This is a genomic window from Caballeronia glathei (assembly GCF_000698595.1).
Classification (GTDB): Bacteria; Pseudomonadota; Gammaproteobacteria; order Burkholderiales; family Burkholderiaceae; genus Caballeronia; species Caballeronia glathei.
Window position 1 is genome coordinate 42,291 of record NZ_JFHC01000028.1, and the last position, 25,427, is coordinate 67,717.

Here is a 25,427-nt window from a genome sequence, read left to right on the forward strand (position 1 = left end):
AGATGTTTAGGCAACCCAAGGCTCACATGAACACTTCCCTGATGGCTTCAGCTTCGTTCTCCCGCTTCGGGCGCTTCGGCCGCTCGCGCGGCCTGATCGCGGGCGTCCTCCTCGCGGCGTGCGCGCTCGCGCAACCCGCGCTCGCCGCGCCCGCCGACACGCTCATCAAGGCCGTCAAGTTCGACGACGACGCGGGCGTGAAGAAGCAGCTCGCGCAGGGCATGGACCCGAATCTCGTCGACAATACCGGCGCGCCGCTCATCGTCATCGCCGCGCGCGAGAAGTCGGACAAGGTCGGGCAGGTGCTCGCGGACAACCCGAAAACCGATCTCGAAAAGCTCGACGCCGCCGGTGAAAACGCGATGATGCTCGCCGCGCTCAACGGCGACGCCGCGTTCGTGAACCTGCTGATCGCGAAGGACGCCGAGGTGAACAAGAAAGGCTGGACGCCGCTGCACTACGCGGCGACCAATGGCCACGACGAAATCGTGAAGATCCTGCTCGACCATTCGGCCTATATCGACGCCGGGTCGCCGAACGGCACGACGCCGCTCATGATGGCCGCGCGCGGCGGCCATCTGTCGACGGTGAAGCTGCTGCTCGATTCGGGCGCCGATTTGCGGGTGAAGAACCAGATCGGCATGACGGCCGTCGATTTCGCGAAGCGGTACAACGAGAAGGACGTCGCCGAAGGGCTGGCCGCCCGCCTGCAGTCGATGCAAGGCGGCGCGAGCGCCCCGCAAAGCGGTCCAAACGGTGCAAAATAGCGCAGGCGCCGGGCGGGGCATGCCCGGCAGCCGAACGACAAGGCGGGCGGAGATCAGCAAACGGCGGTGCCCGGGGCGGGTGTCACGCCGGTTTCGCGTCGCTCGAAGCGGGCCGAAGGTCGTTGCCGGGAGGCAGTCACCCGCCCGCCGCCGCTCAACATAACAAAGGAACATCATGCTGCGGGTTTTCGTCATGGCCAGTGTCCTCGCGGTGCCGGTTTCGGCCGCCGCGTTCACCGGCAACGATCTGAACAAGCTCTGTACCAAGACCGATCCCGTATCGCGCAGCGCCTGCGCGGCGTATATCGAAGGCGCCGCGGACGGCATCTACAACACGATCGAGGCGATCGGCGGCACCTCCGGGCCGCAGGTCGGCCAGTATTTCTGCCTGCCCGCCGACGTGAAGCCGCAGGTGCTCACGGACGCCGTGCGCAGGTACATTGCGGACAATCCCGACAAGGCTGGCTACAACGCGACCACCATGGTGTCGCTCGGGCTCGGCAAGGCGTTTCCCTGCAAGGCCGGGAGCTGAGGCCGGCGGGGCCGCGGCCCCGTGGCCGCTGTCCCGTCACCCGCCACCGGTTGGCCGGCCCGCCTGACCGGCCATCCCGCTGACTTCGGCCTGCCGCCGCGCGGCGTGCGGCTCGCTCGCCGCGCACATGGCTGTCGCGCTTCGATCGTCGTATCCACCTTTCCAACGAGGCTGATTCCACGACGCTCATGATCTCCTTCGACGAATTCCTTCGCATCGCCGAAGCGCCGCTGCATACCTGGCCGGGCGCGCTCGGCGTCGCGGCGCTCGGCGTGGCCTTCGCCCTCGGCGCGCACCGCGTGGGCGCGCGCATTCTCGTGCGTGTCGCGCGCCCGTATCCGCTGATGAGCGTCGTGCTGCGCTATATCAACAAGCCCGCGCTCGTCCTGCTCGTCATCCTCGCGATCGGGTTCGTGCTGTTCGAGGCGCCCGACACGCTGCCGTTCGCCGCGGTGCTGCGCGACGTGGCGACCGTCGCGCTGATCGGCGCGCTCACGTTTCTCGCGGTGCGCTCGGTGGGCGCGGTCTGCGAGGCGATCGTGCAGTCCCATCCGCTCGACACCGAGAACAACCTCCACGCGCGCCGCATCCACACGCAGGCGCGCGTGCTGGCGCGCTCGGTGATGGTGGTGATCGTGATCATCGGCTTCGGCGGCGCGCTGATGACATTCCCGAGCGTGCGGCAGATCGGCGCGAGCCTGCTCGCGTCGGCGGGCGTGGCGGGGCTCGTCGCCGGTATCGCGGCGCGGCCGGTGCTCGGCAACCTGATCGCAGGCCTTCAGATCGCGCTTTCGCAGCCGATCCGCCTCGACGACGTCGTCGTCATTCAGGGCGAGTGGGGGCGGATCGAGGAGATCACCGGCACGTATGTGTCGATCCGCATCTGGGACCAGCGGCGCCTGATCGTGCCGCTGCAATGGTTCATCGAGAATCCGTTCACGAACTGGACGCGCAACAGCTCGCAAATCATCGGAACGGTGTTCTTCTACGTCGATTACCGGATGCCGCTCGCGCCGCTGCGCGAGGAATTGCAGCGTATCCTCGAACACGCGCCGGAATGGGACGGCCGCGTGCAGGTGCTCCAGGTCACCGACGCCACCGAGCGCTCGATGCAGTTGCGCGTGCTCGTCAGCTCCTTCGATTCCGGGCTGAACTGGGACCTGCGCTGCCGCGTGCGCGAGGGCCTGCTGAACTTCGCGCAGGCGACCTATCCGCACTACCTGCCGCGCACGCGCGCGGATCTGTCGACGGAAAAGGAACACGTCGATTTTGCGCCGCCGCTCGATCGCACGGGGGCGCCGCGTGGCGCCTCGCCGGTCCCGCCGGCGCATGTGTCGAGCACAGCGAACACGCCCGCCGACCCGGTCGCGAGCCGGGGAGAGCGCTCGGGCCCCGAGCCCGGCGCGCATACGGTCGCATCGACAGCGCCGAGCGCGCCGACCGCGCCGCAGGAGCGCTGAGCCTCGCGCGCCGGGGCCCGCGAACAGCGCGGAAAAAGCGCGCGGCAAAGCGCCGGAAAACCAGCGCGGCAGAGCGCCAAAAAACGAGCCCGGGAAAGCGCCGGAAACCCGGCGGCTTATTCCTAGTCGAAAAAATTCATGCGGTGTCTCGAAATGCCGCCACGCCCGCTGTCTTTCGCGGGCTCACGATCAAAGCGAGGGAACGTTCATGAGTCGCCTGGTTGTCGTATCCAATCGAGTCGCCACGCCCACCGAAACTCGGGGTTCGGCCGGCGGGCTTGCTGTCGGCGTGTTCGGCGCGCTGAAGGACAGCGGCGGCGTCTGGTTCGGCTGGAGCGGCGACGTGGTGAGCGAGAGCGCCGCGAACCAGGGGCCGGCGCTCGTCGAGGAGGGCGCCGTGACCTTCGCGACCGTCGGCCTGCCGAAGAAGGACTACGACCAGTACTACCGCGGCTTTTCGAACGCGACGCTGTGGCCGGTCTTCCACTATCGCAACGATCTCGCCGCCTACGACCGCGACGAATACGCGGGCTACCGGCGCGTGAATTCGTGGCTCGCGCACAAACTGATCAAGCTGCTCCAGCCCGACGACATCATCTGGGTTCACGACTATCACCTGATTCCGTTCGGCGAAGCGCTGCGCGCGGAAGGTGTGACGAATCGCATGGGATTTTTCCTGCACATTCCGTTTCCGTCGCCGCAGATCCTGCTCAACATCCCGCCGCACGCGGAACTCGTGAAGTCGCTGTGCTGCTACGACGTGGTCGGGTTCCAGACCGAAGGCGACCAGATCGCGTTTCACGACTACATCGTGCGTCACGCAAACGGCACGGCGACGCCCGACGGCCACGTCGAGGCGTTCGGGCGCAAGCTCAAGACGGGCGTGTACCGGATCGGCGTCTTTCCCGACGAGATCGCCGAGCAGGCAAGGCGCGGCGAAGCGCGCCAGGACGTGATGGACCTGAAGCAGAGCCTCGAGGGCCGCAAGCTCATCATGAGCGTGGACCGGCTCGACTATTCGAAGGGGCTCGTCGAGCGCTTTCGCGCGTTCGAGCATTTCCTCGAGAAATCGCCGGAATGGCGCGGCAATGTCACGCTCGTGCAGATCGCGCCGCCCACGCGCTCCGATGTCGAGACCTACCAGCAGATTCGCCAGAACCTCGAATACGAGGCGGGACGCATCAACGGGCGCTATTCGGGCCTCGACTACACGCCGATCCGCTATCTGAACCAGCGCTACGACCGCTGGAAGCTGATGTCGCTCTTTCGCGAGTCGCAGATCGGGCTCGTCACGCCGTTGCGCGACGGCATGAACCTCGTCGCGAAGGAATACATTGCCGCGCAGAATCCGGACGATCCGGGCGTGCTCGTGCTGTCGCAGTTCGCGGGCGCGGCGGGCGAAATGACGGGCGCGCTGATGGTGAATCCGCACGATATCGTCGGCATGAGCGAGGCGCTCGGGCGGGCGCTGTCGATGCCGCTCGCCGAGCGGCAGGCGCGCTATGAAACCAGCATGACCGCGCTGCGCAAGAACGACCTGGGTGTCTGGCGGGACACGTTCCTCGCCGCTTTGCGCGGCGAGACCGCCAAATGAGACACACGCGAAAGACACACGCGCCAAAAATCGCCGAGTGTTTCCCGAATGTAACAGCGGGATGGAAATGAAAGAATTGCCGTCGCTGGCCGCCGCTGCCTCGATAATGGTCCTGCGCACGAAGTAGCCGGTGGCGTCGCACAGCCGGGGCTTGCCCTAGGGCAAACCTCGTTGTGGGGCGATCCGCCGGGCTGTCATACTCGTGCGCCCGGCGGCGGCCTGATGCACCGCGCGCATCCGCCGCCGCCAGAAAGATCACGAGGAGACGCGAACGATGAGAATTGCCCAGATTGCCCCCCTGACCGAGTCCGTGCCGCCGAAGCTTTACGGCGGGACCGAGCGCGTCGTGTCGTACATCACCGAGGCGCTCGTCGAACTGGGCCACGAAGTGACGCTCTTCGCCACGGGCGATTCGCAGACGAAGGCGACGCTGGAGGCTGTCTGGCCGCGCGCATTGAGGCTCGACCCCGCGATCCGCGACCGCATCGCGCCCCACATGCTGCTGATGGAAATGGTCCGCCGCCGCGCCGACGAGTTCGACGTGCTCCATTTCCACATGGACTATTACTCGTTTTCGCTCTTCAAGCGTCAGGACACGCCGTTCGTGACGACGCTGCACGGCCGCCTCGATCTGCCCGAGCAGCAGCCGGTCTTCGATACGTTCAACACGGCGCCGGTCATCTCGATTTCGGATTCGCAGCGCCATCCGCTGCCGCAGGCGAAATGGCTCACGACCGTCTATCACGGCCTGCCGGAGCAGCTTTACGTGCCGCAGGCGGTCGAGCCGAAGTACCTCGCGTTCCTTGGGCGCATCTCGCCGGAAAAGCGCGTCGATACCGCGATCCGCATCGCCGGGCGCTGCGGCCTGCCGATCAAGATCGCCGCGAAGGTCGACTCCGCCGACCACGAGTACTTCGAGCGCGAAATCGCACCGCTGCTGGAATTGCCGTACGTGGAATTCATCGGCGAGATCAGCGACGACCAGAAGGCCGAATTCCTCTCGGGCGCGCATGCGCTGCTCTTTCCGATCGACTGGCCGGAGCCGTTCGGCCTCGTCATGATCGAGGCAATGGCGTGCGGGACGCCGGTGATCGCGTTCAACCGCGGCGCGGTGCCGGAAGTGCTGGACGAAGGCGTGTCGGGGTTCATCGTCGAGGATGAGATCGGTGCGGTCGCGGCGGTGAACCGCCTGCATACGCTCTCGCGCGATCGCGTGCGCAAGCGCTTCGAGGAACGCTTCACGTCGCACCGGATGGCGCAGCAATACGTCGACGCCTACCAGGCCGTGGTGCGCGCGCAGAAGCGGGCGCGCTTCAAGGTGATCGACCGCACCGCGACCTGAGCGGCCAGCGCGTCGAGCCGTCGAAGAAAAGCAGGACCGGAAGTCAAAACCGCCGCGCAGTACGACCCGAAGGTCGTATTGCGCGGCGGTTCGTCGTTGAGGCGTCGCGGATCTGACTCGGGCGCTCAGAGCTTGAGCTTCGACACCTTCGTGCCTGCCAGCGACACATCCGCCATCAGGCCCGCGTTCGTGAGGATGAACACTTCGACCGGTGCGGTGGCCGTGGTCGTGTCGACCGCGCCGTTCGCGCCCATCTTGACGAGCGCCACCGACGCATCCGCGCCGACCGACCAGCCGTCCGAGTTGCGGAATTTGTCGAGCGCATCCTGCGTCATGAACAGGAAGATGATCGACTTCGACTGCGCGCCCGCCTGCAGGCCGATCGAGCCGGACGTCGTGCTGTAGTAGCCGACCGTGCCGCCGCCGACGCGCAGCGACCCCTTGCCGTACTGGGCGCCGACGACGAAACCCGCCTGGATCACCGACGGGAAGCACAGCACGCCGCGCGACTTCGCGACGAGTTCGCGCGAGCCGCGAACGGTGGCGTACAGGCGCTGCATGGTTGCGTCGACATCCGCGTCGATGGAAATGCGTTCGTCGGCATTGCCTGCGGTTTTCTGGTCACCTTTGTTCGACGTAGTCGTACAACCGGCAAGCGCGAGGCCTCCCAGTGCCAGCGCGGCCGTCGACTTGAGCATGAAGTTTCGTCTTTGCATCATTTTTCTCCATCGTGGACTTGGGAAACCCCATAGAGCGGGAGGGTGCGGCATCACACAAGTTATATCACAGCGACTGCGAAAAGACGGTCCGCGCGAATCGCGCAAGGCCTTGTCCCGCTTGGCTTCGTTGGCACCTTTACAAAGCCTTGCGGTAATTTTGACTTTCCAGCTTACTCCGTTTCACAGTGCTTTTCAGGCCTGAGATGGCTGGCGCGGACGATTTTTGTCCGCGACAAACGGTCCCGACAAACCGTCCCGTTTCGACCCGGCGCGCGCCGCCGCCACGCGTGACCGGTCGAAATTACCTGAGCGATTCGTATGATCAGCCGCTGCGGTCCGCGGCAAAATCTGCATGAGTGTTGCGCGCGCGCTGCAATGCTGCGGAAGCAACGACCGTACCCAGGCGGGCGCGATCACGGCTGAGGCGTCGTTTTGACCTCGGGGCGGCTCGGCCGGCGCAGTGCGCGCCGGATTGCGCCGATCAATACGCCGAGACCGAAGAGAAATGCCGCGGGCACAACCCAGTAGCCGACGAACGCGTGCCAGAGATAGCTCGCGAGCGTGCTGCGGCGATGCGCGTATTCGTCGAGGGCTTCCTGATGCTTGGCGGCGTTGGCCGCGAGGACGTCGGCGGGACAGCCCGCCGCGCGTGCCTCGTCAGGCGCGCCGTGACAGCGGGCAGGCGCGCCGAGGGCGCGCTGCGCGTCGGTGAACTGCCACGTGGCGAGTGCGCGTTCGAGATCGACCCTGTTGTAGGCCATCTCCTCGCGAATCTCGCCGACAGCGACGATCATCACGGGCACGGCCCAGAAGACGATGACCATCAGCCACCGCCTGAACCAGCGGTTCTTGTGTTTCCATGCCATCCATTGCCTCCGTCGATGCAATGCTGCAAGCCGGCAAAGCGCTGGCGGCCGATGGCGTAATTCTTGTATGGGGATGGGCCGCCTTTCGCGCCATCTTAGAGAAAAAAGCGCGCGGCGCGTATCACCAGTGTAGGTGCAGTGCAATAAGACGAAAGGGAAAAGGCGCGCCGCGTGTGCGCGGACAGACGCGGCCAGGCCCCGGGCGGGCCCGGCGGACGGGCTCGATCAACCCTACTTGCTGAGGCAGTCCTTCATGAATGCCTTGCGCTCGTCGCCTGTCTTGCCGGTTGCCTGCTTGTTGCAGGCGGTCATCTTCTCCTGCTGGGTCATCGGCGCGGATGCCGCAACCGGCGCCGACGCGAGGCAGTCCTTCATGAACGCCTTGCGTTCATCGCCTTTCTTGCCGGTCGCCTGCTTGTTGCAGGCGGTCATCTTCTCCTGCTGGGTCATCGGCGCGGATGCCGCGACCGGCGCCGACGCGAGGCAGTCCTTCATGAACGCCTTGCGTTCGTCGCCTTTCTTGTCGCCGGCCTGCTTGTTGCACTCGGTCATCTTCGATTGCTGACTATTCGCAGCGAATACCGGCGGTGTGCCCAGTGCGAATCCCAGTGCGACGATGACGGCGGTTGATCGGATGTTCATGTGACGCTCCCTTGAAGTTGAAATGGCGGTTCTTATCGGATCGGCGAGGAACATCGAAACACCTGGCGCTTGAGCCGGGGCGTTTGCCAGCGCATTATGGCAAACCGTATTCCGGCTTTGTGCGGGGTAAGGGGAAATCGGGACGGCTCGATTTCGAGCCGGTCGGGCGATCGGCCGGGGTGCTTTTCCGGGCGTGTGTAAGCTTGCGGCGTCGGGGCTCGGCGATCCGGGCGCATCCTGCTTACGATCGCGCGCGCCGGGAATGGGGCTTGCACCCGACGATCGCGCCACGCCGCTTCACGTGGCGCCACGCACGGCACGTTGTTTGCCGGCAACAGCCGTCGCGCCTGCGAGGGACCGGCAGCAAGGCTTGCCGCCCGGCCCGCTTCTGGACGCAGCGCTCTTCGCATCGCGTTGCGAGGTTTGAAAAGTTTTGAAGAGGTTTGAACCCGACCGAAGGAGTCGCTCATGTCCACGCCGCTGTCCGATCACTACAAGGGTTTCGAGATCAAGGTCCAGGCATTGCGGCGCGCCAGGGAGCGCGACGACCCGGAAGGCGGTCCGCGCCATTTCGACATCGTCGTCACGATTTCGCGCAGCGCGAGCGGGGAGAGCGGAAAAACGGAGATGTTCGGCGTGCCGGATCAGGAACCGTTCGAAAGCCCGATCGATGCCACCCGCGCGGGCATCGACTACGCGCGCCAGATAATCGACAAGCAGGTCGAAGGGCAATCGGTGGAGGATCTGTAGCGGCCCGATCCGCGCGATAAACGCCCGCGCGCCTTGATTTCAAAGACTTCCGATAACGCGGCAGCGCGCGGGCGGCTGGCCGCTTTCGCCTGTATTGCGCTGTTTTTTGGCTATTGGCGCGCGCCGATTCGCGTGATCCGCAAAATGCTCCGCGCGGTTATCCCGCGTTTTCGCGCCGATTTTCACGCGCTTCTTCCTTCATACCCGATTGACACCTTACCGCGCGAAATCGAGAATCGATGGCCGCAACGTTTCGGGCGCGCAATATCACGCGGAAACGCGCAATAACGCGCGGATAGACAGGACGACGAGCCTGAACCGCACGCGCGATAATCCCGTGAACCGCGAAGTGCCTGAAAAAGCGGCAAATAAGCGAAGCGCGCCGAATATCCGCGTTGCCAGACAACTCAAAATGAAAGAACGGAGATCCGCATGAACCGAAATATCCGCCGGCGCGTCGTATGCGCCGCCGCCGCGCTCGTCGCATGTGCAGCGCTGCCGCTGCCGTTTTCCGGCGCCGCCCATGCGCAGACCCCGAAAAAGCCGAAAGTCGCGCTGGTGATGAAGTCGCTCGCGAACGAATTCTTCCTCACGATGGAAACCGGCGCGAAGGAATACCAGAAACACAACGCGAGCCAGTTCGACCTGATCACGAACGGCATCAAGGACGAAACCGATACCGCCAACCAGATCCGCATCGTCGAGCAGATGATCGTGTCGAAGGTCGATGCGCTCGTGATCGCGCCCGCCGATTCGAAGGCGCTCGTGCCGGTCATCAAGAAGGCGGTGGACGCGGGCATCATCGTCGTCAACATCGACAACCGGCTCGACCCCGACGTGCTGAAGTCGAAGGACCTGAACGTGCCGTTCGTCGGCCCCGACAACCGAAAGGGCGCGCGCAAGGTCGGCGACTATCTCTCGTCGCGGCTCAAGCGGGGCGATGAGGTCGGCATCATCGAGGGCGTGACGACCACGACCAACGCGCAGCAGCGCACCGCGGGCTTCCGGGAAGCGATGGAAGGCGGCGGCATGAAGGTCGTCGCGCTGCAGTCCGGCGACTGGGAAATCGACAAGGGCAACGCCGTGGCCGCGCAGATTCTCAACGCGAACCCGAACGTGAAGGCGCTCCTGTGCGGCAACGACAACATGGCGATCGGCGCGGTGTCGGCGATCCGCGCGGCGGGCAAGACGGGCAAGGTGCAGGTGGTCGGCTACGACGACATCAACGCCATCAAGCCGATGCTCAAGGATGGCCGCGTGCTCGCCACCGCCAATCAGTACGCCGCCAAGCAGGCGGTGTTCGGCATCGACACGGCGCTCAAGGCGATCGACGGTCACAAGAAGCAGTCGGAACTCTCGGGCGTGGTGGAGACGCCGGTCGATCTGGTCACGAACAGGTAGCAAAGGCAGCCGGCCGTCCGCCATGCTGGCCCGCAGTTGGCAAGCTTGCCCGGGCTCAAGTTTTTCGCGGACGTGCCGATAAGTTAGTGAAGCGCGTGAATCCGGGCCCGCCGGATGTCGCACCATTGCGGTGCGCGCGGTACGGGCACGGCCTGCGTCTGCGGCCGCGCACCTGGGGCACCCAGGCGCACCCGGTGCGCTCGATGCACGTAGCGCAGGCCGCGGCGGCACGGATTTCACGCACCCATGAGCCAGGCATGCCGCGCGGTTGCGGCGCGCCGGCCCCGCCAGGAAGAGGATGCACAACCAAGCCCAACCCGCCGCCGCAGCCACGAGCCGCGCGAGCGTGCTGACCGTTGCAGGCATCGGCAAGACCTACGCCGAGCCGGTGTTGTCGGACGTCTCGCTCGACTTGCGTGCGGGCGAAGTGCTCGCGTTGACGGGAGAAAACGGCGCGGGCAAGAGTACGCTCTCGAAGATCGTCGGCGGGCTGGTCAGCCCGGGCACCGGCTCGATGACGCTCGCGGGCGCGCCCTACGCGCCGGCGACGCGCGGCGACGCCGAAGCGCTCGGCGTGCGCATGGTGATGCAGGAGCTGAATCTCCTGCCGACGCTGTCGGTCGCGGAAAACCTGTTCCTCAACCGCCTGCCGCACAAGGGCGGGCGATGGGCCGGGCGATTCGGCTGGATCGACCGGCGCACGCTGCGCGAGAACGCGCGTCACGCGATGGCGCAGGTCGGGCTCGACGCGATCGATCCCGACACGCTCGTCGGCGCGCTGGGGATCGGGCACCAGCAGATGGTCGAGATTGCGCGCAACCTGATCGGCGACTGCCGCGTGCTGATCCTCGACGAACCCACGGCGATGCTGACCGCGCGCGAAGTCGACCTGCTGTTCGAACAGGTCGCTCGCCTGAAGGCGCGCGGCGTGGCGCTCGTGTATATCTCGCACCGGCTGGAGGAGCTGAGGCGCATCGCCGAGCGGGCCGCCGTGCTGCGCGACGGGCGCCTCGTGCACGTGGGCGAGATGGCCGCTCTCACGAGCGAGCGCCTCGTCACGCTGATGGTCGGGCGCGACATCGGCGAGCGGATCGACCTGGGGCCGCGCAGCATCGGCGGGACGGCGCTGAAGGTGGAAGGCATGACGCGCGGCAACGTGGTCCGCGACGTGTCGTTCGAGGTGCGCGCGGGCGAGATTTTCGGCGTGAGCGGGCTGATCGGCGCGGGCCGCACCGAACTGATGCGGCTCATCTACGGCGCGGACCGGGCCGATGGCGGCACGGTGAGCGTGGCGCGCGGGACGCAGGCGCCGGAACCGGTCGTGATCGGGTCGCCGTCGGACGCCGTGAAGCACGGCATCGCGCTCATCACCGAGGACCGCAAGGGCGAGGGGCTGCTGCTGCCGCTGCCCATCGCGGCGAACATTTCGCTCGGCAATATCGGCGAGGTGGCGCGCCACGGCATCGTCGACGCGAAAAGGGAAGCGGCGCTCGCGAGAACGCAGATCGACGCGATGCGCATCCGCACGTCCGGCCCGGCGCAGGCGGTGTCGGAACTGTCGGGCGGGAACCAGCAGAAAGTGGTGATCGGCCGGTGGCTCGCGCGCGACTGCCGCGTGCTGCTGTTCGACGAACCGACGCGCGGCATCGACGTCGGCGCGAAGTTCGACATCTACGGCCTCATGGGCGCGCTCGCCCGCGAAGGCCGGGCGCTCGTGGTGGTGTCGAGCGACCTGCGCGAGCTGATGCTGATCTGCGACCGGATCGGCGTGATGTCGGCGGGGCGCATGACCGGTGTGTTCGACCGCGACGAATGGTCGCAGGACGCACTGCTCGCCGCTGCCTTCGCCGGCTACGCGAACCGCGATGCGATCCTGCACGAGCCGCTGGAACCCGACGCGAAGGCGCCGGACGCCAGCACCCTGGGGCACTGAATGACGATCCAGCCGGGCGAACGCAACCTGCAGACGGAACGGGAACCGGAACGCAAACCCGAGCCGGAGCCGCCGAAGGCCACGAAAGCGGTCGGAACGAGGCTCGGCTTTTCGAATTACCTGGGCCTCGCGGGCGCGCTCGCCGCGATGATCGCGCTCTTTTCGGTGCTCAGCTCGCATTTCCTGACCTACGACACGTTCAGCACGATCGCGAACCAGATTCCGGATCTCGTGGTGATGTCGGTGGGCATGACGTTCGTGCTGATCATCGCGGGCATCGACCTGTCGGTGGGGTCGGTGCTTGCGCTGGGGGCGTCGGTGGTGAGCGTGGCGGCGCTGCAGTGGCACTGGCCCGCGCTGCCGGCCGCGCTCCTCGGGCTCGCCGCCGCGGCGCTCACCGGCACGGTGACGGGCATGGTGACGGTGGCGTGGCGGATTCCGTCGTTCATCGTGTCGCTCGGCGTGCTGGAAGCGGCGCGCGGGCTCGCGTACCAGATGACGAATTCGCGCACCGCCTATATTGGCGACGCGTTCGATTTCTTCTCGAATCCGGTCGCGTTCGGCATTTCCCCTGCATTTTTGCTCGCGGTTGCCGTCATGATCGTGGCACACCTCGTGCTGACCCGTACCGTGTTCGGCCGCTATCTGGTCGGCATCGGGACGAACGAGGAGGCCGTGCGGCTCGCGGGCGTGGACCCGCGTCCCTACAAGGTGATCGTGTTCGCGCTGATGGGCGCGCTATCGGGGCTCGCGGCGCTGTTTCAGATTTCGCGGCTCGAAGCCGCCGACCCGAACGCGGGCGCCGGGCTCGAACTGCAGGTGATCGCGGCGGTCGTGATCGGCGGGACGAGCCTGATGGGCGGGCGCGGCTCGGTGATCAGCACGTTTTTTGGCGTCTTGATCATCTCGGTGCTGGCGGCCGGCCTCGCGCAGATCGGCGCGAACGAGCCGACCAAGCGGATCATCACCGGCGCGGTGATCGTGGTGGCCGTCGTGCTGGATACGTATCGCAGCAGACGGCGAAAGACCTGATTCCGGTGTATTGATGCAGGTGGAGTGCGCGGCGCCGGCGGGCTCGGGCGTCGCCGGAGCGGCAAACGTAACACAGCGGAAGTACCGAAGCAGCGGGAACGACAAGCCGGCACGGGGTTGCACAAGCAGCCGGCGGCAGTGAAGAAGGACACAACAGAGCGGGCAGCCGGGCTACGCGCATGAGCGGCGTGCGGTATTGCAGGATGAAACCAGGAACAAACGCACGGCGCGGCCGTGCGCTCCGGCGGCCCATCATCAAAAAAGCAGGCAGCAGGACCCAAGTTGGAGAAGGACGAGTATGGCGACGATCAAAGACGTGGCAGCCATTGCGGGCGTTTCGTTCACGACGGTATCCCATGTAGTGAACAATTCGCGGCCGGTGTCGGCTGATGTACGGGCGAAAGTGGAGCGCGCGATCCGCGAGCTCGACTACGTGCCGTCGGCGGTTGCGCGCTCGCTCAAGGCGCGCTCTACCGCGACGATCGGCCTGCTCGTGCCGAACGCGACCAATCCGTATTTCGCAGAACTCGCGCGCGGCGTGGAAGACGGCTGCGCGAAGAACGGCTATTGCGTGTTCTTCTGCAATTCCGACGACGACCCGGCCAAGCAGCGCAGCTATCTGCGCGTGCTGCAGGAAAAGCGCATCGACGGGCTCGTGATCGCCTCCGCGGGCGAGGACTCGGTGCTGGCGCAGAGCCTCGCCGGCTCGCGCGAGCCGCTCGTGATCGTCGATCGCAACATCGAGGGGGTCACGGCCGATCTGGTGCAGATCGATCACGAAAAGGGCGCCTACCTCGCGACGAAGCACCTGCTGCAGCTCGGCCACGCCGACATCGGCTGCATCACGGGGCCGGTTTCGACCGCCGTGAGCGCGATGCGCGTGCACGGTTTCATCCGGGCGATGGCGGAGCGCGGCCTCGAAATCGAGCCGAACGCGATCGTCGAAAGCGATTTTTCGGCGACGGGCGGCTACGCGGCGGCCTCGCGCCTCTTCGACACCATGAAGCCGAGCGCCATTTTCGCGTGCAACGACATGATGGGCATCGGCGCGCTGCGGGCGGCCGCGGAGCGGGGCATCAGCGTGCCGAACGACTGCTCGATCATCGGCTTCGACGACGTCGAGCTGAGCCGCTACACGTACCCGGCGCTCTCGACGGTCGGCCAGTCGGTGCGCGCGCTCGGCGAAATGGCGGCGCAGACGCTGATCGACCGCATCGTCGGCAAGCTTGCCGGGACGACGCGCCGGCGTGTCGTCGCGCCGCGCCTCATCAAGCGGGAATCGACGGCGGTGGTGTCGGAGACGCGCCGCCTCGTCAAGCGCGCCGCGACGCAAAAGGCGTGAGGGCGTGAGGACTTGAGCGCGGCGCGCCCGCGCCGGACCAACGAAGCAGGGACCGGGCGCGGCGCATCGCGCCCGTGGCAACACAGAACAAAGGAGACGCAACACCCATGAGCGCGCGACCCGCAGACGACGGCGCCCCGGCGCCCACACACCCGAACCCGGGCCGCGTGGTCGTGGTCGGCAGTCTCAACATGGACCTCGTGGCGCGTGCACCGCGCTTGCCGAAGCCCGGCGAAACGCTCGCGGGCCATGCGTTCGCGCAGGTGCCGGGCGGCAAGGGCGGCAACCAGGCGGTCGCGGCGGCCCGGCTCGGCGCGCGGGTGGCGATGCTCGGCTGCGTCGGCGGCGATGCCAACGGCGCGATCCTGCGGCGCGGGCTCGAAGCGGAGTCGATCGACTGCGCGGCGCTCGGCACGAGCGCATCGGCGCCGACGGGCGTGGCGCTCATCATCGTCGACGACGCGAGCCAGAATGCCATCGTGATCGTCGCGGGCAGCAACGCCGAGGTGACACCCGAAACGGTGGCCCGGCACGAAGCGCTCCTCGCGACGGCCGACGTGATCGTCTGCCAGCTCGAAACGCCGCCCGACGCGGTGCGCGCCGCGCTCGCCGCGGGCAGGCGGCTTCGCAAGACCACCATCCTGAACCCCGCGCCCGCCGCGAGCGCGCTTCCCGACGACTGGTTTCCCCTGATCGACTATCTGATCCCGAACGAACTGGAGGCGGCGACGCTTGCCGGCATCGGGATCGCCACGCCCGACGACGCCCGCCGCGCCGCCGCTGCATTGCGTCAAAAAGGGGCGCGAAACGTGATCGTCACGCTGGGTTCGCAGGGGGTGTACGCGCTTCTCGAAGGCGGCGAAGGCGAGCATCTGCGCGCGCCGGCCGTGAAGGCGATCGATACAACGGCAGCCGGCGACACCTTTATCGGCGGGTTCGCCGCCGAGCTGGCACGCGGCAGCGCCGTATCCGCCGCGATTGCGTTCGGCCAGCGCGCCGCGGCGCTCGCGGTCACGCGCGAGGGCGCGCAGCCATCCATTCCGCAGCGCAGCGAAATCTCAGCATAATTCTTCCCGGATCTTTCCGAATAGCACGTTTGTTCGCGTCCTTCATTTCGTCATACGATAAAAATATTCTCAAGTGCCTCCGCGCTGCGCCGTAATAGGACAGTAAGCGGGCCGCTCAGAGCCCGCTTCGGTAGCGCCGGCCGACGGCTGTCGTGCTGCCGTCATCGCGTGCACCGTCCGCTGCGCCACCAAGGAGAATCATGAAAAAGAGTTTGACGATCAAGGCCCGCCTCGGCATCTCGATGGCGTTTCTCGGCGCGTTGCTGATCGCGATCGGCGTGCTTGGCCTCGTCGGCATGAGCCGGTCCAACGACGCGTTCCTGAACACGTTCTCGGTGCAGATGCCGAGCGCGGTCGCCGTCGGCAACACCGAGCTGTATGCCGCGCGCGAGCGGCTCGTATTCGATCGTGCGGCGCTGCTGGTCGGCACCGCGGAGGTGGCGGCAACCGTCGAGCGCGCCCGCATGATGCGCGATCGCGCCGACGGCTACTGGAAGGAATACCTGGCGCTGCCGCACAGCGCGGAGGAACGGCAGCTCGCCGACGCGGCGCAGGAGAAGCGCCTCGCGCTGCAGAAGCGCGTCGACGGGGGGCTGCAGGCGATCGCCGCCGCCGACCACGAGCGCATCGTGACCGAAGCGAAGGCGATGCAGGCGGCCTACAACGAACTCTCGAACGCCAACGACGCGCTGCGCAAGCACCTGATGGACAGGGCACGCGCCGGCTACGAGACCGCGCAGCAGACGTTCGGCCTCTTTCGCACGGTGAGCCTGCTGGCGATCGCGGCGGGGCTGGCCGCGGCCGCGTTCGCGTGGTTCTCGCTGCGCCGCGCCATCGCCCGGCCGCTCGACGAGGCGCTCGGCCACTTCGATGCGATCGCCGCCGGCGACCTGCGCCGCACCGTGAACGTGACTTCGCGCGACGAAATGGGCCAGTTGCTCGAAGGGCTCGCGAGGATGCGCTCGAGCCTCGTCACGACGGTCGAGACGGTGCGCTCGGGCAGCGAGTCGATCGCCTCGGCGACCAAGCAGATCGCGGCGGGCAATATCGACCTGTCGTCGCGCACGGAGGAACAGGCGTCCGCGCTGCAGGAAACGGCGTCGAGCATGGAGGAGCTGACGGGGACGGTCAGGCAGAACGCCGAGAATGCCCGCCAGGCGAGCGCGCTCGCGGCGAGCGCGTCGGAGATCGCCAACAAGGGCAGCTCGGTCGTAAGCCAGGTGGTCGGCACGATGGGCGAGATCAACCAGAGCTCGGCGAAGATCGCGGACATCATCACGATCATCGAAGGCATTGCGTTCCAGACCAACATCCTCGCGCTCAACGCCGCGGTGGAAGCGGCCCGCGCGGGCGAGGAAGGCCGCGGTTTCGCGGTCGTGGCGGGCGAGGTGCGCAGCCTCGCGCAGCGTTCGTCGGCGGCGGCGAAGGAGATCAAGGAACTCATCGACACCTCGGTGGAACGCGTGCAGTCGGGCACGACGCTCGTCGACGAAGCCGGGCGCACGATGAACGAGATCATCGGCGCGGTGCAGCGCGTGACCGACATCATGGGCGAGATCGCGGCGGCCTCCGAGGAGCAGAGCGGCGGCATCGAGCAGGTGGCGCGCGCCGTCACGCAGATGGACGAGGTGACGCAGCAGAACGCGGCGCTCGTCGAGGAAGCGGCGGCGGCGGCGCAGTCGCTGGAAAGCCAGGCGGCGAAGCTGCGTCAGGCGGTCGCGGTGTTCCAGCTCGCCGACGGGGCCACGCATGGGGCTACGCATGGCGCGGTGCCGGCGGTGCGGGCGGCACCGGTCCGGGCGCCGGCGCCGAAGCGCGTGCAGCCGACAAGGCCGGCGGCGCCGGCACCGGCGAGGCGCGAGCCGGTGGCGGCCGCGCCGCGTTCCGCCGCCGCACCGGTCGCCGCGGGCGCCGGCGGCGACTGGGAGACATTCTGAGGCTGACTGACTGAATCCTGATCGAAGGCCGCTGGTCGCCCGGCTGCACGCCCGGATGTGTCAGGCTGCCCGGTTCCAGCGCGGCAGTTACAAATAGACGCGCAGGATCGAATAGACGCCCGAACCGAACGCGCGCCGCGGATTTCCTCGCGGCGCGCGTTTTCGTTTTGGCTCGCACTGCCCGCACAGCGTGGCGTGGATGAAGTCGCATGAGGCGGTAACTCGTACACTGATGGCAACGTGCGTCACCGCTCATCAGAGGAAGCCCGACATGACCGAATCGACACTCGCCGCGCAACTCGTGCACGCCCGGCAGCAGCATGCGCTGATCGAAGAACTCAACGGCCGCGACATTCCTGCCGACACCGGCGCCGCCTACGCCGTCCAGCACGAGGTGCTGAGGCTCACGGGCGCGCGCATCGGCGGCTGGAAGATCGGCGCGCGATCGCCCTCGGCGCAGGCATCGGGCGCGCCGATCGATGCGTCGCTCGTCCATGCGTCGCCGGCGCGGCTCGAATTCAGTTCATTCTTTCGCGTGCTGGTGGAACTGGAGATCGCGTTTCGCTTTGCGCACGCGCTGCCCGCGCGCAGCGAACCTTACACACGCGAGGAAGTTTTTGCCGCGCTCGGCGGCGTGGCGGTCGCGCTGGAAATCGTCGACAGCCGCTTCGCCCAGTGGCCCAATCTCGCGCCGCTCGCGCAGCTCGCCGATTCCCAGAACAACGGCGCGCTCGTCGTGGGCGGCATCGAACCCTACGACGTCGTCGCGCCCGGGTTCGACTTCATTGCGCCGCGGCTCGCGCTCTCGCTCGACGGCGTGTCGATCGTGCCGCAGACCCCCGGCAACCCTGCCGGCGACCCGCGCGAACTGCTGGTGTGGCTCGTCAACCACTGCTCGCGCATGGGCCATGCCGTCGAGCCATTCTGGACCGTCACGACAGGTTCATATACCGGGGCTTACCGCGTCGAAGTGCCGGGAGTGATTCACGGGTCGATCGACCGCATCGGGGAAATTGAACTGGCGCTTGTGTGAGTCTGGCGATATCGATCGTGATGCAATATGGCCGCATATAACCATTCATGCGTAACGGGTATTGAACGCGGGTATTGAACCCGGGTATCGAACGCAGGTATCGAACGCAGGTATCGCAGGTATCGAACATGCCAATGGAATATTAAAGCGTAAGCGTAGTTTACAAAGTGAGCGAACGCTGCGAGCGTGGAACACAATCAAAACGGCCGGGTCGGTCCGAATGGAAATAGTGTGCGCCGGACATGCCGTCCCGTATGACGCGGCCGGGAGCGAAACGTGCTGCGCGGCGCGAGCGCAGGGATGGCGGAAATATTCCGGCATTGCCCGGGAAAGGAGGCAAGTGCATGAGAGACGGGAAGGTAGAGCCGCACGTAGAAGTGCGCTGCAACGAGGTGAACCGAACAGGCAAACGGACAATGGCGCAACAGGATATGACCATTGGGACTGAGGATTGTAGGTGAACGAAAATAATCCACCAAGCTAGGGAATCGTTCGATGCATTTCGCGCACGCAAGTGCGTGAAAAAAAATTCGAAAGGGTTTAGGATGAATTCAAGCGATGTCGTTTCGATTACGCGCTCCGCGCACGGCAACGCTTTCTGACTTCGGCGAGGAGGTAGCATGGATATCTACAGCAGTTTCGCGACCCGCTTCGAAAAAACCCGAGAGGAGGAATTCTCGCTCGAAGAGTACCTCGCGCTCTGCAAAGAAGATCCTGCCACGTATGCAACAGCGGGCGAACGCATGTTGACGGCCATCGGGGAACCCGAGCACGTCGATACCCGTCTCGATCCGCGTTTATCGCGTGTGTTTGCGAACAAGGTCATCAAGGTGTATCCGGCATTCCGCGAGTTCTACGGAATGGAGGAAGTGATCGAACATGTCGTGTCGTACTTCCGGCATGCCGCGCAAGGTCTTGAAGAAAAGAAGCAGATTCTCTATCTGCTCGGGCCTGTGGGCGGCGGCAAGTCGTCGATCGCCGAGCGCCTGAAGCAGCTCATGGAACGCGTGCCGTTCTATTCGATCAAGGGTTCGCCCGTGAACGAATCGCCGCTCGGCCTGTTCGACTACGACGAGGACGGCCCGGTGCTCGAAGAGCAGTACGGCATTCCGCGCCGCTATCTGAAGAACATCCTGAGCCCGTGGGCGGTCAAGCGCCTGCACGAGTACAACGGCGACATCCGCAAGTTCCGCGTCGTGCGGCGCTATCCGTCGATCCTTCGCCAGATCGGCATCGCGAAGACGGAGCCGGGCGACGAGAACAACCAGGACATCTCCTCGCTCGTCGGCAAGGTGGATATCCGCAAGCTCGAAACCTACTCGCAGGACGACGCCGACGCCTACAGCTACTCCGGTGGCCTGTGCCTCGCCAATCAGGGCCTGCTCGAGTTCGTCGAAATGTTCAAGGCGCCGATCAAGGTGCTGCACCCGCTCCTCACCGCCACCCAGGAAGGCAACTTCAAGGGCACGGAAGGGTTCGGCGCGATTCCGTTCGACGGCGTCATCCTCGCCCACTCGAACGAGTCGGAATGGAAGGCCTTCCGCAACAACAAGAACAACGAGGCGCTGCTCGACCGGATCTTCGTCGTGAAGGTGCCGTATTGCCTGCGCTACAGCGAAGAGGTGAAGATCTACGAGAAGCTTCTGCGCAACTCGTCGCTGGCCGAAGCGGTATGCGCGCCCGGCACGCTCAAGATGATGGCGCAGATGGCCGTGCTCACGCGCCTGCACGAGCCGGAGAACTCCAGCCTCTTTTCGAAGATGCAGGTGTACGACGGCGAGAACCTGAAAGACACGGACCCGAAGGCGAAGTCGTATCAGGAGTATCGCGACTTCGCGGGAGTCGACGAAGGCATGACCGGGGTCTCGACGCGCTTCGCGTTCAAGATTCTCTCGCGCGTGTTCAACTTCGATTCGACCGAAGTGGCGGCCAACCCCGTCCACCTGATGTACGTGCTCGAACAGCAGATCGAACGCGAGCAGTTCCCGCCGGAAACGGAGCAGAAGTACCTGTCCTTCATCAAGGACGTGCTCGCTTCGCGCTACGCGGAGTTCATCGGCAAGGAAATCCAGACGGCTTATCTGGAATCGTATTCGGAGTATGGACAAAACATCTTCGATCGCTACGTGACGTACGCCGACTTCTGGATTCAGGACCAGGAGTTCCGCGACCACGACACCGGCGAGAGCTTCGACCGCGCGGCACTGAACGCCGAGCTGGAGAAGATCGAGAAGCCTGCGGGCATCAGCAACCCGAAGGACTTCCGCAACGAGATCGTGAATTTCGTGTTGCGGGCGCGCGCGGCCAACGGCGGCAAGAACCCGGCGTGGATCAGCTACGAGAAGCTGCGCGTCGTGATCGAGAAGAAGATGTTCTCGAACACGGAAGAACTTTTGCCTGTGATTTCGTTCAACGCAAAAGGATCGGCGGAAGAACAGCGCAAGCATGAGGATTTCGTCAACCGGATGGTCGCGAAGGGCTACACGCCGAAGCAGGTGAGGCTCCTGTGCGACTGGTATCTCCGGGTTCGCAAGTCATCTTGATGGGGGATGATCAAAACGTGACCAGATCGTGAGACCCTACGTATCAGGCCCGCGCACGGCCGCTTCGTTTTCCGGTGCATGCAGTGGCGCACCCCGAAGCGGCCAGGCGCGGGCGCCTTGCGAGGCGTGACACGGCAACCCGGCCGCAGCGCGCGGCACGAACGCCACGCAGCGCCTCGCTTCCTCGCCAATAACGCGGGAGACTGGATGTGCTGCACCAAATCATCGACCGCAGGTTAGCCGGAAAGAACAAGAGCATCGCCAACCGCGAGCGCTTCCTTCGCCGCGTGAAGAACTATATTCGCCGCGCCGTCTCGGACGCCGTGCGCGACCGCAGCATCAAGGATATTCAGAACACGCAGAGCATCACGATTCCGAAGAAGGACATCGCGGAGCCGTCGTTCCGCCATGGCCCCGGCGGCAAGCGTGAGCTCGTGCATCCCGGCAACGCCGACTACATACGCGGCGACAAGATTGCGCGCCCGCAAGGCGGCGCCGGAGGCGGCGGCAAGACCGCGAGCAACGAGGGCGAAGGGCAGGACGACTTCGTCTTCGAGCTTTCGCGCGAAGAGTTCATGCAGTATTTCTTCGACGACCTCGAACTGCCGCGCCTCGTGAAAACCCAGCTGCTCGCCGTGCCCACGTGGAAGAACGTCCGGGCGGGCTGGGCAGCCGAGGGCACGCCGAACAACATCGACGTGGTGCGCTCGCTTCGCAGCGCGCTCGGGCGCCGCATCGCGCTCGGCTCGCCGCTTTCCAGCCAGTTGCGCGAGATGGAGCGGCAACTGGAGCAACTGAAGGAAGAAAAGGGCGACCCCGAGGAAATCGCGCGGCTCGAAGCCGACATCGTGATCATGCAGGGACGCATCACGCGCATTCCGTTCATCGATCCGTTCGACTTGCGCTACGTGAACCGCGTCAAGCAGCCGACCCCCTCCAGCAAGGCCGTGATGTTCTGCCTGATGGACGTGTCCGGCTCGATGGACGAGCAGCGCAAGGACCTGTCGAAGCGCTTCTTCATCCTGCTGTATCTGTTCCTGAACCGGAACTACGAGAAGATCGAGGTGGTGTTCATCCGCCACCACACGCGCGCCGAGGAAGTCGACGAGGACACCTTCTTCCATTCCACCGAAAGCGGCGGCACGGTCGTGTCGAGCGCGCTGGAACTAATGAAGAAGATCATGGACGAGCGCTATTCGCCCACTGAATGGAACATTTACGGCGCACAGGCATCGGACGGCGACAACTGGACCGATGACTCCCCGAAATGCCGCAAGCTCCTGTCTGAAGACATCCTGCCCAAAGTCCGGTATTTTGCCTATATTCAAGTGGCGCCAGAGGAGCAGAATCTGTGGCTGGAGTACGCACAGCTGGCACTCGCTGCGCCGGAACTCGCAATGAAAAAAGTCGAATCGGCCGCGGACATCTACCCGGTGTTCCGTGAACTGTTCGAGAAACAACAGGCGGCTGCATGACGACAAGGCATCTCCATAACGAAGCGCGTGGATATCACCTGGACGGCAGCACGGACGACCGCGCGCCGGCCAAGCTGGAAGCGGGGCAACGGAGCGCGTCCGAAGCGACGCGGAAGGAAGGCAGCATGAATGTTGCGGAAAAGAGGCCGTTGCCGTGCCCGTCCGACTGGACCTTCGAACTGATCGAGGAATACGACACCGAAATCGCCCGCGTCGCGGAACGGTACGGGCTGGATGTTTATCCCATCCAGCTCGAACTGATCAGCGCCGAGCAGATGATGGACGCGTACGCATCGGTCGGCATGCCGGTGAATTACCGGCACTGGTCGTTCGGCAAGCACTTTCTATCGACTGAAAAGAGCTATCGGCGCGGGCAGATGGGCCTCGCGTACGAAATCGTCATCAATTCGAACCCCTGCATCGCGTATCTCATGGAAGAGAACACGATGACGATGCAGGCGCTCGTGATCGCGCACGCCGCGTACGGGCACAACTCGTTCTTCAAGGGCAACTACCTGTTCCGCCTGTGGACGGACGCGCACGCGATCATCGACTATCTCGTCTACGCGAAGAATTACATCGCGGAATGCGAGGAGCGTTACGGGCTCGATCGCGTGGAGGAACTGCTCGATTCATGCCATGCGCTGATGAACTACGGCGTGGACCGCTACAAGCGGCCGCAGAAACTGTCGCTCGCGAAGGAAGCGGCGATGCGGCGCGAGCGCGAAGCGTATCTGCAGTCGCAGGTGAATGAACTGTGGCGCACGCTGCCGAACAAGAAGGCGCAGACAGCCGAGGAAATCGAAAGCCGCTATCCCCCCGAGCCGCAGGAAAACCTGCTCTATTTCGCGGAAAAGAACGCACCCTTGCTCGAGCCGTGGGAGCGCGAGGTGATCCGCATCGTGCGCAAGGTCGGGCAGTATTTTTACCCGCAACGCCAGACGCAGGTCATGAACGAAGGCTGGGCGACGTTCTGGCACTACACGCTGCTCAATACGCTCTACAACGAAGGCCGGCTCGAAGACGGCTTCATGATGGAGTTCCTGCATTCGCACAGCAACGTGGTCTACCAGCCGCCGGTGACGAAGCCGTATTACAGCGGCATCAATCCGTACGCCCTCGGCTTTTCGATGATGAGCGACATCCGCCGCATCTGCGAGAACCCCACGGACGAAGACCGCGAGTGGTTTCCCGAACTCGCCGGCAGTGACTGGCTCGAGTCGCTGCACTACGCGATGCGCAATTTCAAGGACGAAAGCTTCATCGCGCAGTATCTGTCGCCGCATCTGATCCGCGAGATGCGCCTGTTCTCGATCCTCGACGACGACATGCGCGATGCGCTCGAAGTGTCGGCGATTCATGACGAAAGCGGCTACCGGTATGTCCGGCAGGCGCTGTCGCGGCAATACGACATGCACCACCGCGAGCCGAACATCCAGGTGTATTCGGTGAACACGCGCGGCGATCGCAGTCTCACGCTGCGTCACTTCATGACGGACAACCGGCATCTCTCGAACGACAGCGAGGAAGTGCTCAAGCACATGGCGCGGCTGTGGCAATTCGACGTGTATCTGGAAAGCGTCGACGAGAACGGCACAGTCAGGAAGCGCTTCGAGTGCAAGTACGTGCCGCCTGAATCGCGCTGATTTGGGTGTTCTGCCTTCCGCCCGTCACGGTGGTCCAGACTGAAACCGGCTCGAAAGAGCCGGTTTTTTCATTGGCGAGCGCGACTCATTTGCTTCGCTCGTGCCGAGCTATGCGCCTCACCCTCGCGGATCGTTCTCCCCCGCCTGCGCGAAGAGATCCCAGCTCGCCATGAAGAGCGCGGCAATCAGCGGCCCGATCACGAAGCCGTTGATGCCGAACAGCGCCATGCCGCCAAGCGTCGAAATCAGCACGACCCAGTCAGGCATTTTCGTGTCCTTGCCGACCAGGATCGGCCGCAGCACATTGTCGACGAGTCCGATCACGACCACCGAGAACACGATCAGGATCACGCCGCGCCAGATGTCGCCGGTCAGAAGCAGGTAGGCGGCGGCCGGCGCCCAGATCAGCGCGGCGCCGATGGCGGGCAGAAGCGACAGGAAAGCCATCAGCACGCCCCAGAGCAGTGAGCCCTGGATGCCGAGAATCCAGAAAATGACCCCGCCGAGCAGCCCCTGAACCGCCGCCACCGCGATGTTGCCCTTGACGGTCGCGCGCACGACGGTCGTGAACTTGGCGATCAGGTGCTGCTTGTGGGCTTCGTCGAGCGGCAGCGCGCGGCGAATGCGCCGGCCGATCTCGCCGCCGTCGCGCAGCAGGAAAAACACGAGGTAGAGCATGACGCCGAAGCTGATCATGAACTGGAACGTGTTCTGGCCGATGCTCAACGCCTGCTCCGCGACGAACTGGCTGATCTGCGCAGCGCCTGCGGTGAGCCGGCGCTGGATGCCGGGAATGTCGTCGAGACCGAAGCGGCCGAGCAGATTCTGCACCGACGTCGGCAGCGCGTGCACCATCTGCTGGAAGTAGAGCGTGAAATTCGGCTGGCCCGATTTGATTTGCGCGTAGGCGAGGCTGATTTCCTGCGCGAGCGTGCCCGCGACGAGAATCAGCGGCACGATCACGATCAGCACGGCGAGGACGAGCGTCGTTAGCGCGGCGAGGTTGCGCCGCTTGCCGAACTTGATCGTGAGCCAGCGCTGCATCGGCTGGAACAGGATCGCGAGAATCGTGCCCCAGAAGATCGCGCCGAAGAAGGGCAGCAGGATCCACGCGAGCGCGACCGTCACGACGAGCAGCAGGATGTGGAACGAATGCTGGTGAACTGAGTTGTTATTCATGAATGCTCGGACAATTCCAAAGTCGAAGGCGGCCCATGCCGCAGCCGGCGCGCGGGAAACGCACGCTCGCCGTTCGCCCGGATTCGAGCCCGGCTTTGCGCCGGACTTGGCGCCGGACTTGGCGCCGGGCTTCGCTGCGCCGCAATAATCGGGCCGGGGCAATGCTA

At 65.1% G+C, this 25,427-nt stretch carries 21 protein-coding genes and 1 pseudogene; 17 read left to right on the forward strand and 5 right to left on the reverse strand.

What is annotated here, in order from left to right:
- The first annotated feature begins 26 nt into the window (after positions 1–26).
- From BG61_RS18485 to BG61_RS18505, 5 genes are all read left to right on the forward strand, one after another.
- Positions 27–767, forward strand: coding sequence for an ankyrin repeat domain-containing protein (locus BG61_RS18485; RefSeq protein WP_035933320.1), 741 nt, complete (start codon positions 27–29; stop codon positions 765–767).
- Between the two features lie 175 nt (positions 768–942).
- Positions 943–1,299, forward strand: coding sequence for a Rap1a/Tai family immunity protein (locus BG61_RS18490; RefSeq protein WP_035933317.1), 357 nt, complete (start codon positions 943–945; stop codon positions 1,297–1,299).
- Positions 1,300–1,487: 188 nt separating this feature from the next.
- Complete coding sequence (locus BG61_RS18495; protein ID WP_035933315.1) at positions 1,488–2,759, forward strand: mechanosensitive ion channel family protein; 1,272 nt, start codon at positions 1,488–1,490, stop codon at positions 2,757–2,759.
- A 208-nt stretch (positions 2,760–2,967) separates the two neighbouring features.
- The gene (otsA, locus tag BG61_RS18500) at positions 2,968–4,353 is read left to right on the forward strand and encodes an alpha,alpha-trehalose-phosphate synthase (UDP-forming) (protein ID WP_035933313.1); all 1,386 of its coding nucleotides are present in this window, start codon (positions 2,968–2,970) and stop codon (positions 4,351–4,353) included.
- 274 nt (positions 4,354–4,627) lie between these two features.
- Positions 4,628–5,695, forward strand: coding sequence for a glycosyltransferase family 4 protein (locus tag BG61_RS18505; protein ID WP_035933312.1), 1,068 nt, complete (start codon positions 4,628–4,630; stop codon positions 5,693–5,695).
- A 125-nt stretch (positions 5,696–5,820) separates the two neighbouring features.
- Here the strand turns inward: BG61_RS18505 and BG61_RS18510 are convergent, their stop codons facing one another.
- The 4 genes and pseudogenes from BG61_RS18510 to BG61_RS18520 form a co-directional block, all read right to left on the reverse strand.
- On the reverse strand, positions 5,821–6,411 hold the full coding sequence (locus tag BG61_RS18510) for a BPSL1445 family SYLF domain-containing lipoprotein (RefSeq protein WP_035933545.1): 591 nt from the start codon (positions 6,409–6,411) through the stop codon (positions 5,821–5,823).
- A 416-nt stretch (positions 6,412–6,827) separates the two neighbouring features.
- The gene (locus BG61_RS18515; protein WP_035933310.1) at positions 6,828–7,280 is read right to left on the reverse strand and encodes a hypothetical protein; all 453 of its coding nucleotides are present in this window, start codon (positions 7,278–7,280) and stop codon (positions 6,828–6,830) included.
- 231 nt (positions 7,281–7,511) lie between these two features.
- Complete coding sequence (locus tag BG61_RS44030; protein WP_318289573.1) at positions 7,512–7,655, reverse strand: PsiF family protein; 144 nt, start codon at positions 7,653–7,655, stop codon at positions 7,512–7,514.
- Positions 7,629–7,922, reverse strand: a pseudogene (locus tag BG61_RS18520) (PsiF family protein); the annotation flags it as partial. The gene BG61_RS44030 and the pseudogene BG61_RS18520, both read right to left, overlap by 27 nt.
- A gap of 468 nt (positions 7,923–8,390) precedes the next feature.
- Here BG61_RS18520 and BG61_RS18525 point away from each other — a divergent pair.
- The 12 genes from BG61_RS18525 to BG61_RS18575 all read left to right on the forward strand — a co-directional run bounded on the left by BG61_RS18525 (position 8,391) and on the right by BG61_RS18575 (position 24,081).
- On the forward strand, positions 8,391–8,672 hold the full coding sequence (locus BG61_RS18525; protein ID WP_035933308.1) for a hypothetical protein: 282 nt from the start codon (positions 8,391–8,393) through the stop codon (positions 8,670–8,672).
- A gap of 33 nt (positions 8,673–8,705) precedes the next feature.
- Positions 8,706–8,960, forward strand: coding sequence for a hypothetical protein (locus BG61_RS41990; RefSeq protein WP_129572162.1), 255 nt, complete (start codon positions 8,706–8,708; stop codon positions 8,958–8,960).
- A gap of 144 nt (positions 8,961–9,104) precedes the next feature.
- Positions 9,105–10,073: a sugar ABC transporter substrate-binding protein gene (locus BG61_RS18530; protein WP_035933307.1), complete on the forward strand. Its 969-nt coding sequence runs from the start codon at positions 9,105–9,107 to the stop codon at positions 10,071–10,073.
- A 298-nt stretch (positions 10,074–10,371) separates the two neighbouring features.
- Positions 10,372–12,006: a sugar ABC transporter ATP-binding protein gene (locus tag BG61_RS18535; protein ID WP_051672628.1), complete on the forward strand. Its 1,635-nt coding sequence runs from the start codon at positions 10,372–10,374 to the stop codon at positions 12,004–12,006.
- A complete protein-coding gene (locus tag BG61_RS18540; RefSeq protein ID WP_232256189.1) occupies positions 12,007–13,038 on the forward strand; it encodes an ABC transporter permease in 1,032 nt (343 codons plus the stop codon). It abuts the gene before it with no gap.
- 298 nt (positions 13,039–13,336) lie between these two features.
- Positions 13,337–14,380 (forward strand): LacI family DNA-binding transcriptional regulator, encoded by a 1,044-nt coding sequence (locus BG61_RS18545; RefSeq protein WP_035933304.1) that lies wholly within the window; start codon positions 13,337–13,339, stop codon positions 14,378–14,380.
- Between the two features lie 107 nt (positions 14,381–14,487).
- On the forward strand, positions 14,488–15,447 hold the full coding sequence (rbsK, locus tag BG61_RS18550) for a ribokinase (RefSeq protein ID WP_051672629.1): 960 nt from the start codon (positions 14,488–14,490) through the stop codon (positions 15,445–15,447).
- A gap of 200 nt (positions 15,448–15,647) precedes the next feature.
- Positions 15,648–17,384 (forward strand): methyl-accepting chemotaxis protein, encoded by a 1,737-nt coding sequence (locus BG61_RS18555; protein ID WP_081868113.1) that lies wholly within the window; start codon positions 15,648–15,650, stop codon positions 17,382–17,384.
- Between the two features lie 271 nt (positions 17,385–17,655).
- Positions 17,656–18,417: a 2-keto-4-pentenoate hydratase gene (locus tag BG61_RS18560; protein ID WP_035933302.1), complete on the forward strand. Its 762-nt coding sequence runs from the start codon at positions 17,656–17,658 to the stop codon at positions 18,415–18,417.
- A gap of 620 nt (positions 18,418–19,037) precedes the next feature.
- Entirely contained in the window at positions 19,038–20,960 is a 1,923-nt protein-coding gene (locus tag BG61_RS18565) for a PrkA family serine protein kinase (RefSeq protein ID WP_035933300.1), read from the forward strand.
- 209 nt (positions 20,961–21,169) lie between these two features.
- The gene (locus BG61_RS18570; RefSeq protein WP_035933297.1) at positions 21,170–22,435 is read left to right on the forward strand and encodes a YeaH/YhbH family protein; all 1,266 of its coding nucleotides are present in this window, start codon (positions 21,170–21,172) and stop codon (positions 22,433–22,435) included.
- The gene (locus BG61_RS18575; RefSeq protein WP_035933296.1) at positions 22,432–24,081 is read left to right on the forward strand and encodes a SpoVR family protein; all 1,650 of its coding nucleotides are present in this window, start codon (positions 22,432–22,434) and stop codon (positions 24,079–24,081) included. The genes BG61_RS18570 and BG61_RS18575 overlap by 4 nt, the downstream gene beginning before the upstream one ends.
- Positions 24,082–24,198: 117 nt before the next feature.
- Here the strand turns inward: BG61_RS18575 and BG61_RS18580 are convergent, their stop codons facing one another.
- Positions 24,199–25,260 (reverse strand): AI-2E family transporter, encoded by a 1,062-nt coding sequence (locus BG61_RS18580; protein WP_035933294.1) that lies wholly within the window; start codon positions 25,258–25,260, stop codon positions 24,199–24,201.
- Between the last annotated feature and the right edge of the window lie 167 nt (positions 25,261–25,427).

Coding starts and splice junctions, on each gene's coding strand:
- BG61_RS18485 (WP_035933320.1), top strand. CDS start 27: ATGAACACTTCCCTGATGGCTTCAGCTTCGTTCTCCCGCTTCGGGCGC.
- BG61_RS18490 (WP_035933317.1), top strand. CDS start 943: ATGCTGCGGGTTTTCGTCATGGCCAGTGTCCTCGCGGTGCCGGTTTCG.
- BG61_RS18495 (WP_035933315.1), top strand. CDS start 1,488: ATGATCTCCTTCGACGAATTCCTTCGCATCGCCGAAGCGCCGCTGCAT.
- otsA (WP_035933313.1), top strand. CDS start 2,968: ATGAGTCGCCTGGTTGTCGTATCCAATCGAGTCGCCACGCCCACCGAA.
- BG61_RS18505 (WP_035933312.1), top strand. CDS start 4,628: ATGAGAATTGCCCAGATTGCCCCCCTGACCGAGTCCGTGCCGCCGAAG.
- BG61_RS18510 (WP_035933545.1), bottom strand. CDS start 6,411: ATGCAAAGACGAAACTTCATGCTCAAGTCGACGGCCGCGCTGGCACTG.
- BG61_RS18515 (WP_035933310.1), bottom strand. CDS start 7,280: ATGGCATGGAAACACAAGAACCGCTGGTTCAGGCGGTGGCTGATGGTC.
- BG61_RS44030 (WP_318289573.1), bottom strand. CDS start 7,655: ATGAAGGACTGCCTCGCGTCGGCGCCGGTTGCGGCATCCGCGCCGATG.
- BG61_RS18525 (WP_035933308.1), top strand. CDS start 8,391: ATGTCCACGCCGCTGTCCGATCACTACAAGGGTTTCGAGATCAAGGTC.
- BG61_RS18530 (WP_035933307.1), top strand. CDS start 9,105: ATGAACCGAAATATCCGCCGGCGCGTCGTATGCGCCGCCGCCGCGCTC.
- BG61_RS18535 (WP_051672628.1), top strand. CDS start 10,372: ATGCACAACCAAGCCCAACCCGCCGCCGCAGCCACGAGCCGCGCGAGC.
- BG61_RS18540 (WP_232256189.1), top strand. CDS start 12,007: ATGACGATCCAGCCGGGCGAACGCAACCTGCAGACGGAACGGGAACCG.
- BG61_RS18545 (WP_035933304.1), top strand. CDS start 13,337: ATGGCGACGATCAAAGACGTGGCAGCCATTGCGGGCGTTTCGTTCACG.
- rbsK (WP_051672629.1), top strand. CDS start 14,488: ATGAGCGCGCGACCCGCAGACGACGGCGCCCCGGCGCCCACACACCCG.
- BG61_RS18555 (WP_081868113.1), top strand. CDS start 15,648: ATGAAAAAGAGTTTGACGATCAAGGCCCGCCTCGGCATCTCGATGGCG.
- BG61_RS18560 (WP_035933302.1), top strand. CDS start 17,656: ATGACCGAATCGACACTCGCCGCGCAACTCGTGCACGCCCGGCAGCAG.
- BG61_RS18565 (WP_035933300.1), top strand. CDS start 19,038: ATGGATATCTACAGCAGTTTCGCGACCCGCTTCGAAAAAACCCGAGAG.
- BG61_RS18575 (WP_035933296.1), top strand. CDS start 22,432: ATGACGACAAGGCATCTCCATAACGAAGCGCGTGGATATCACCTGGAC.
- BG61_RS18580 (WP_035933294.1), bottom strand. CDS start 25,260: ATGAATAACAACTCAGTTCACCAGCATTCGTTCCACATCCTGCTGCTC.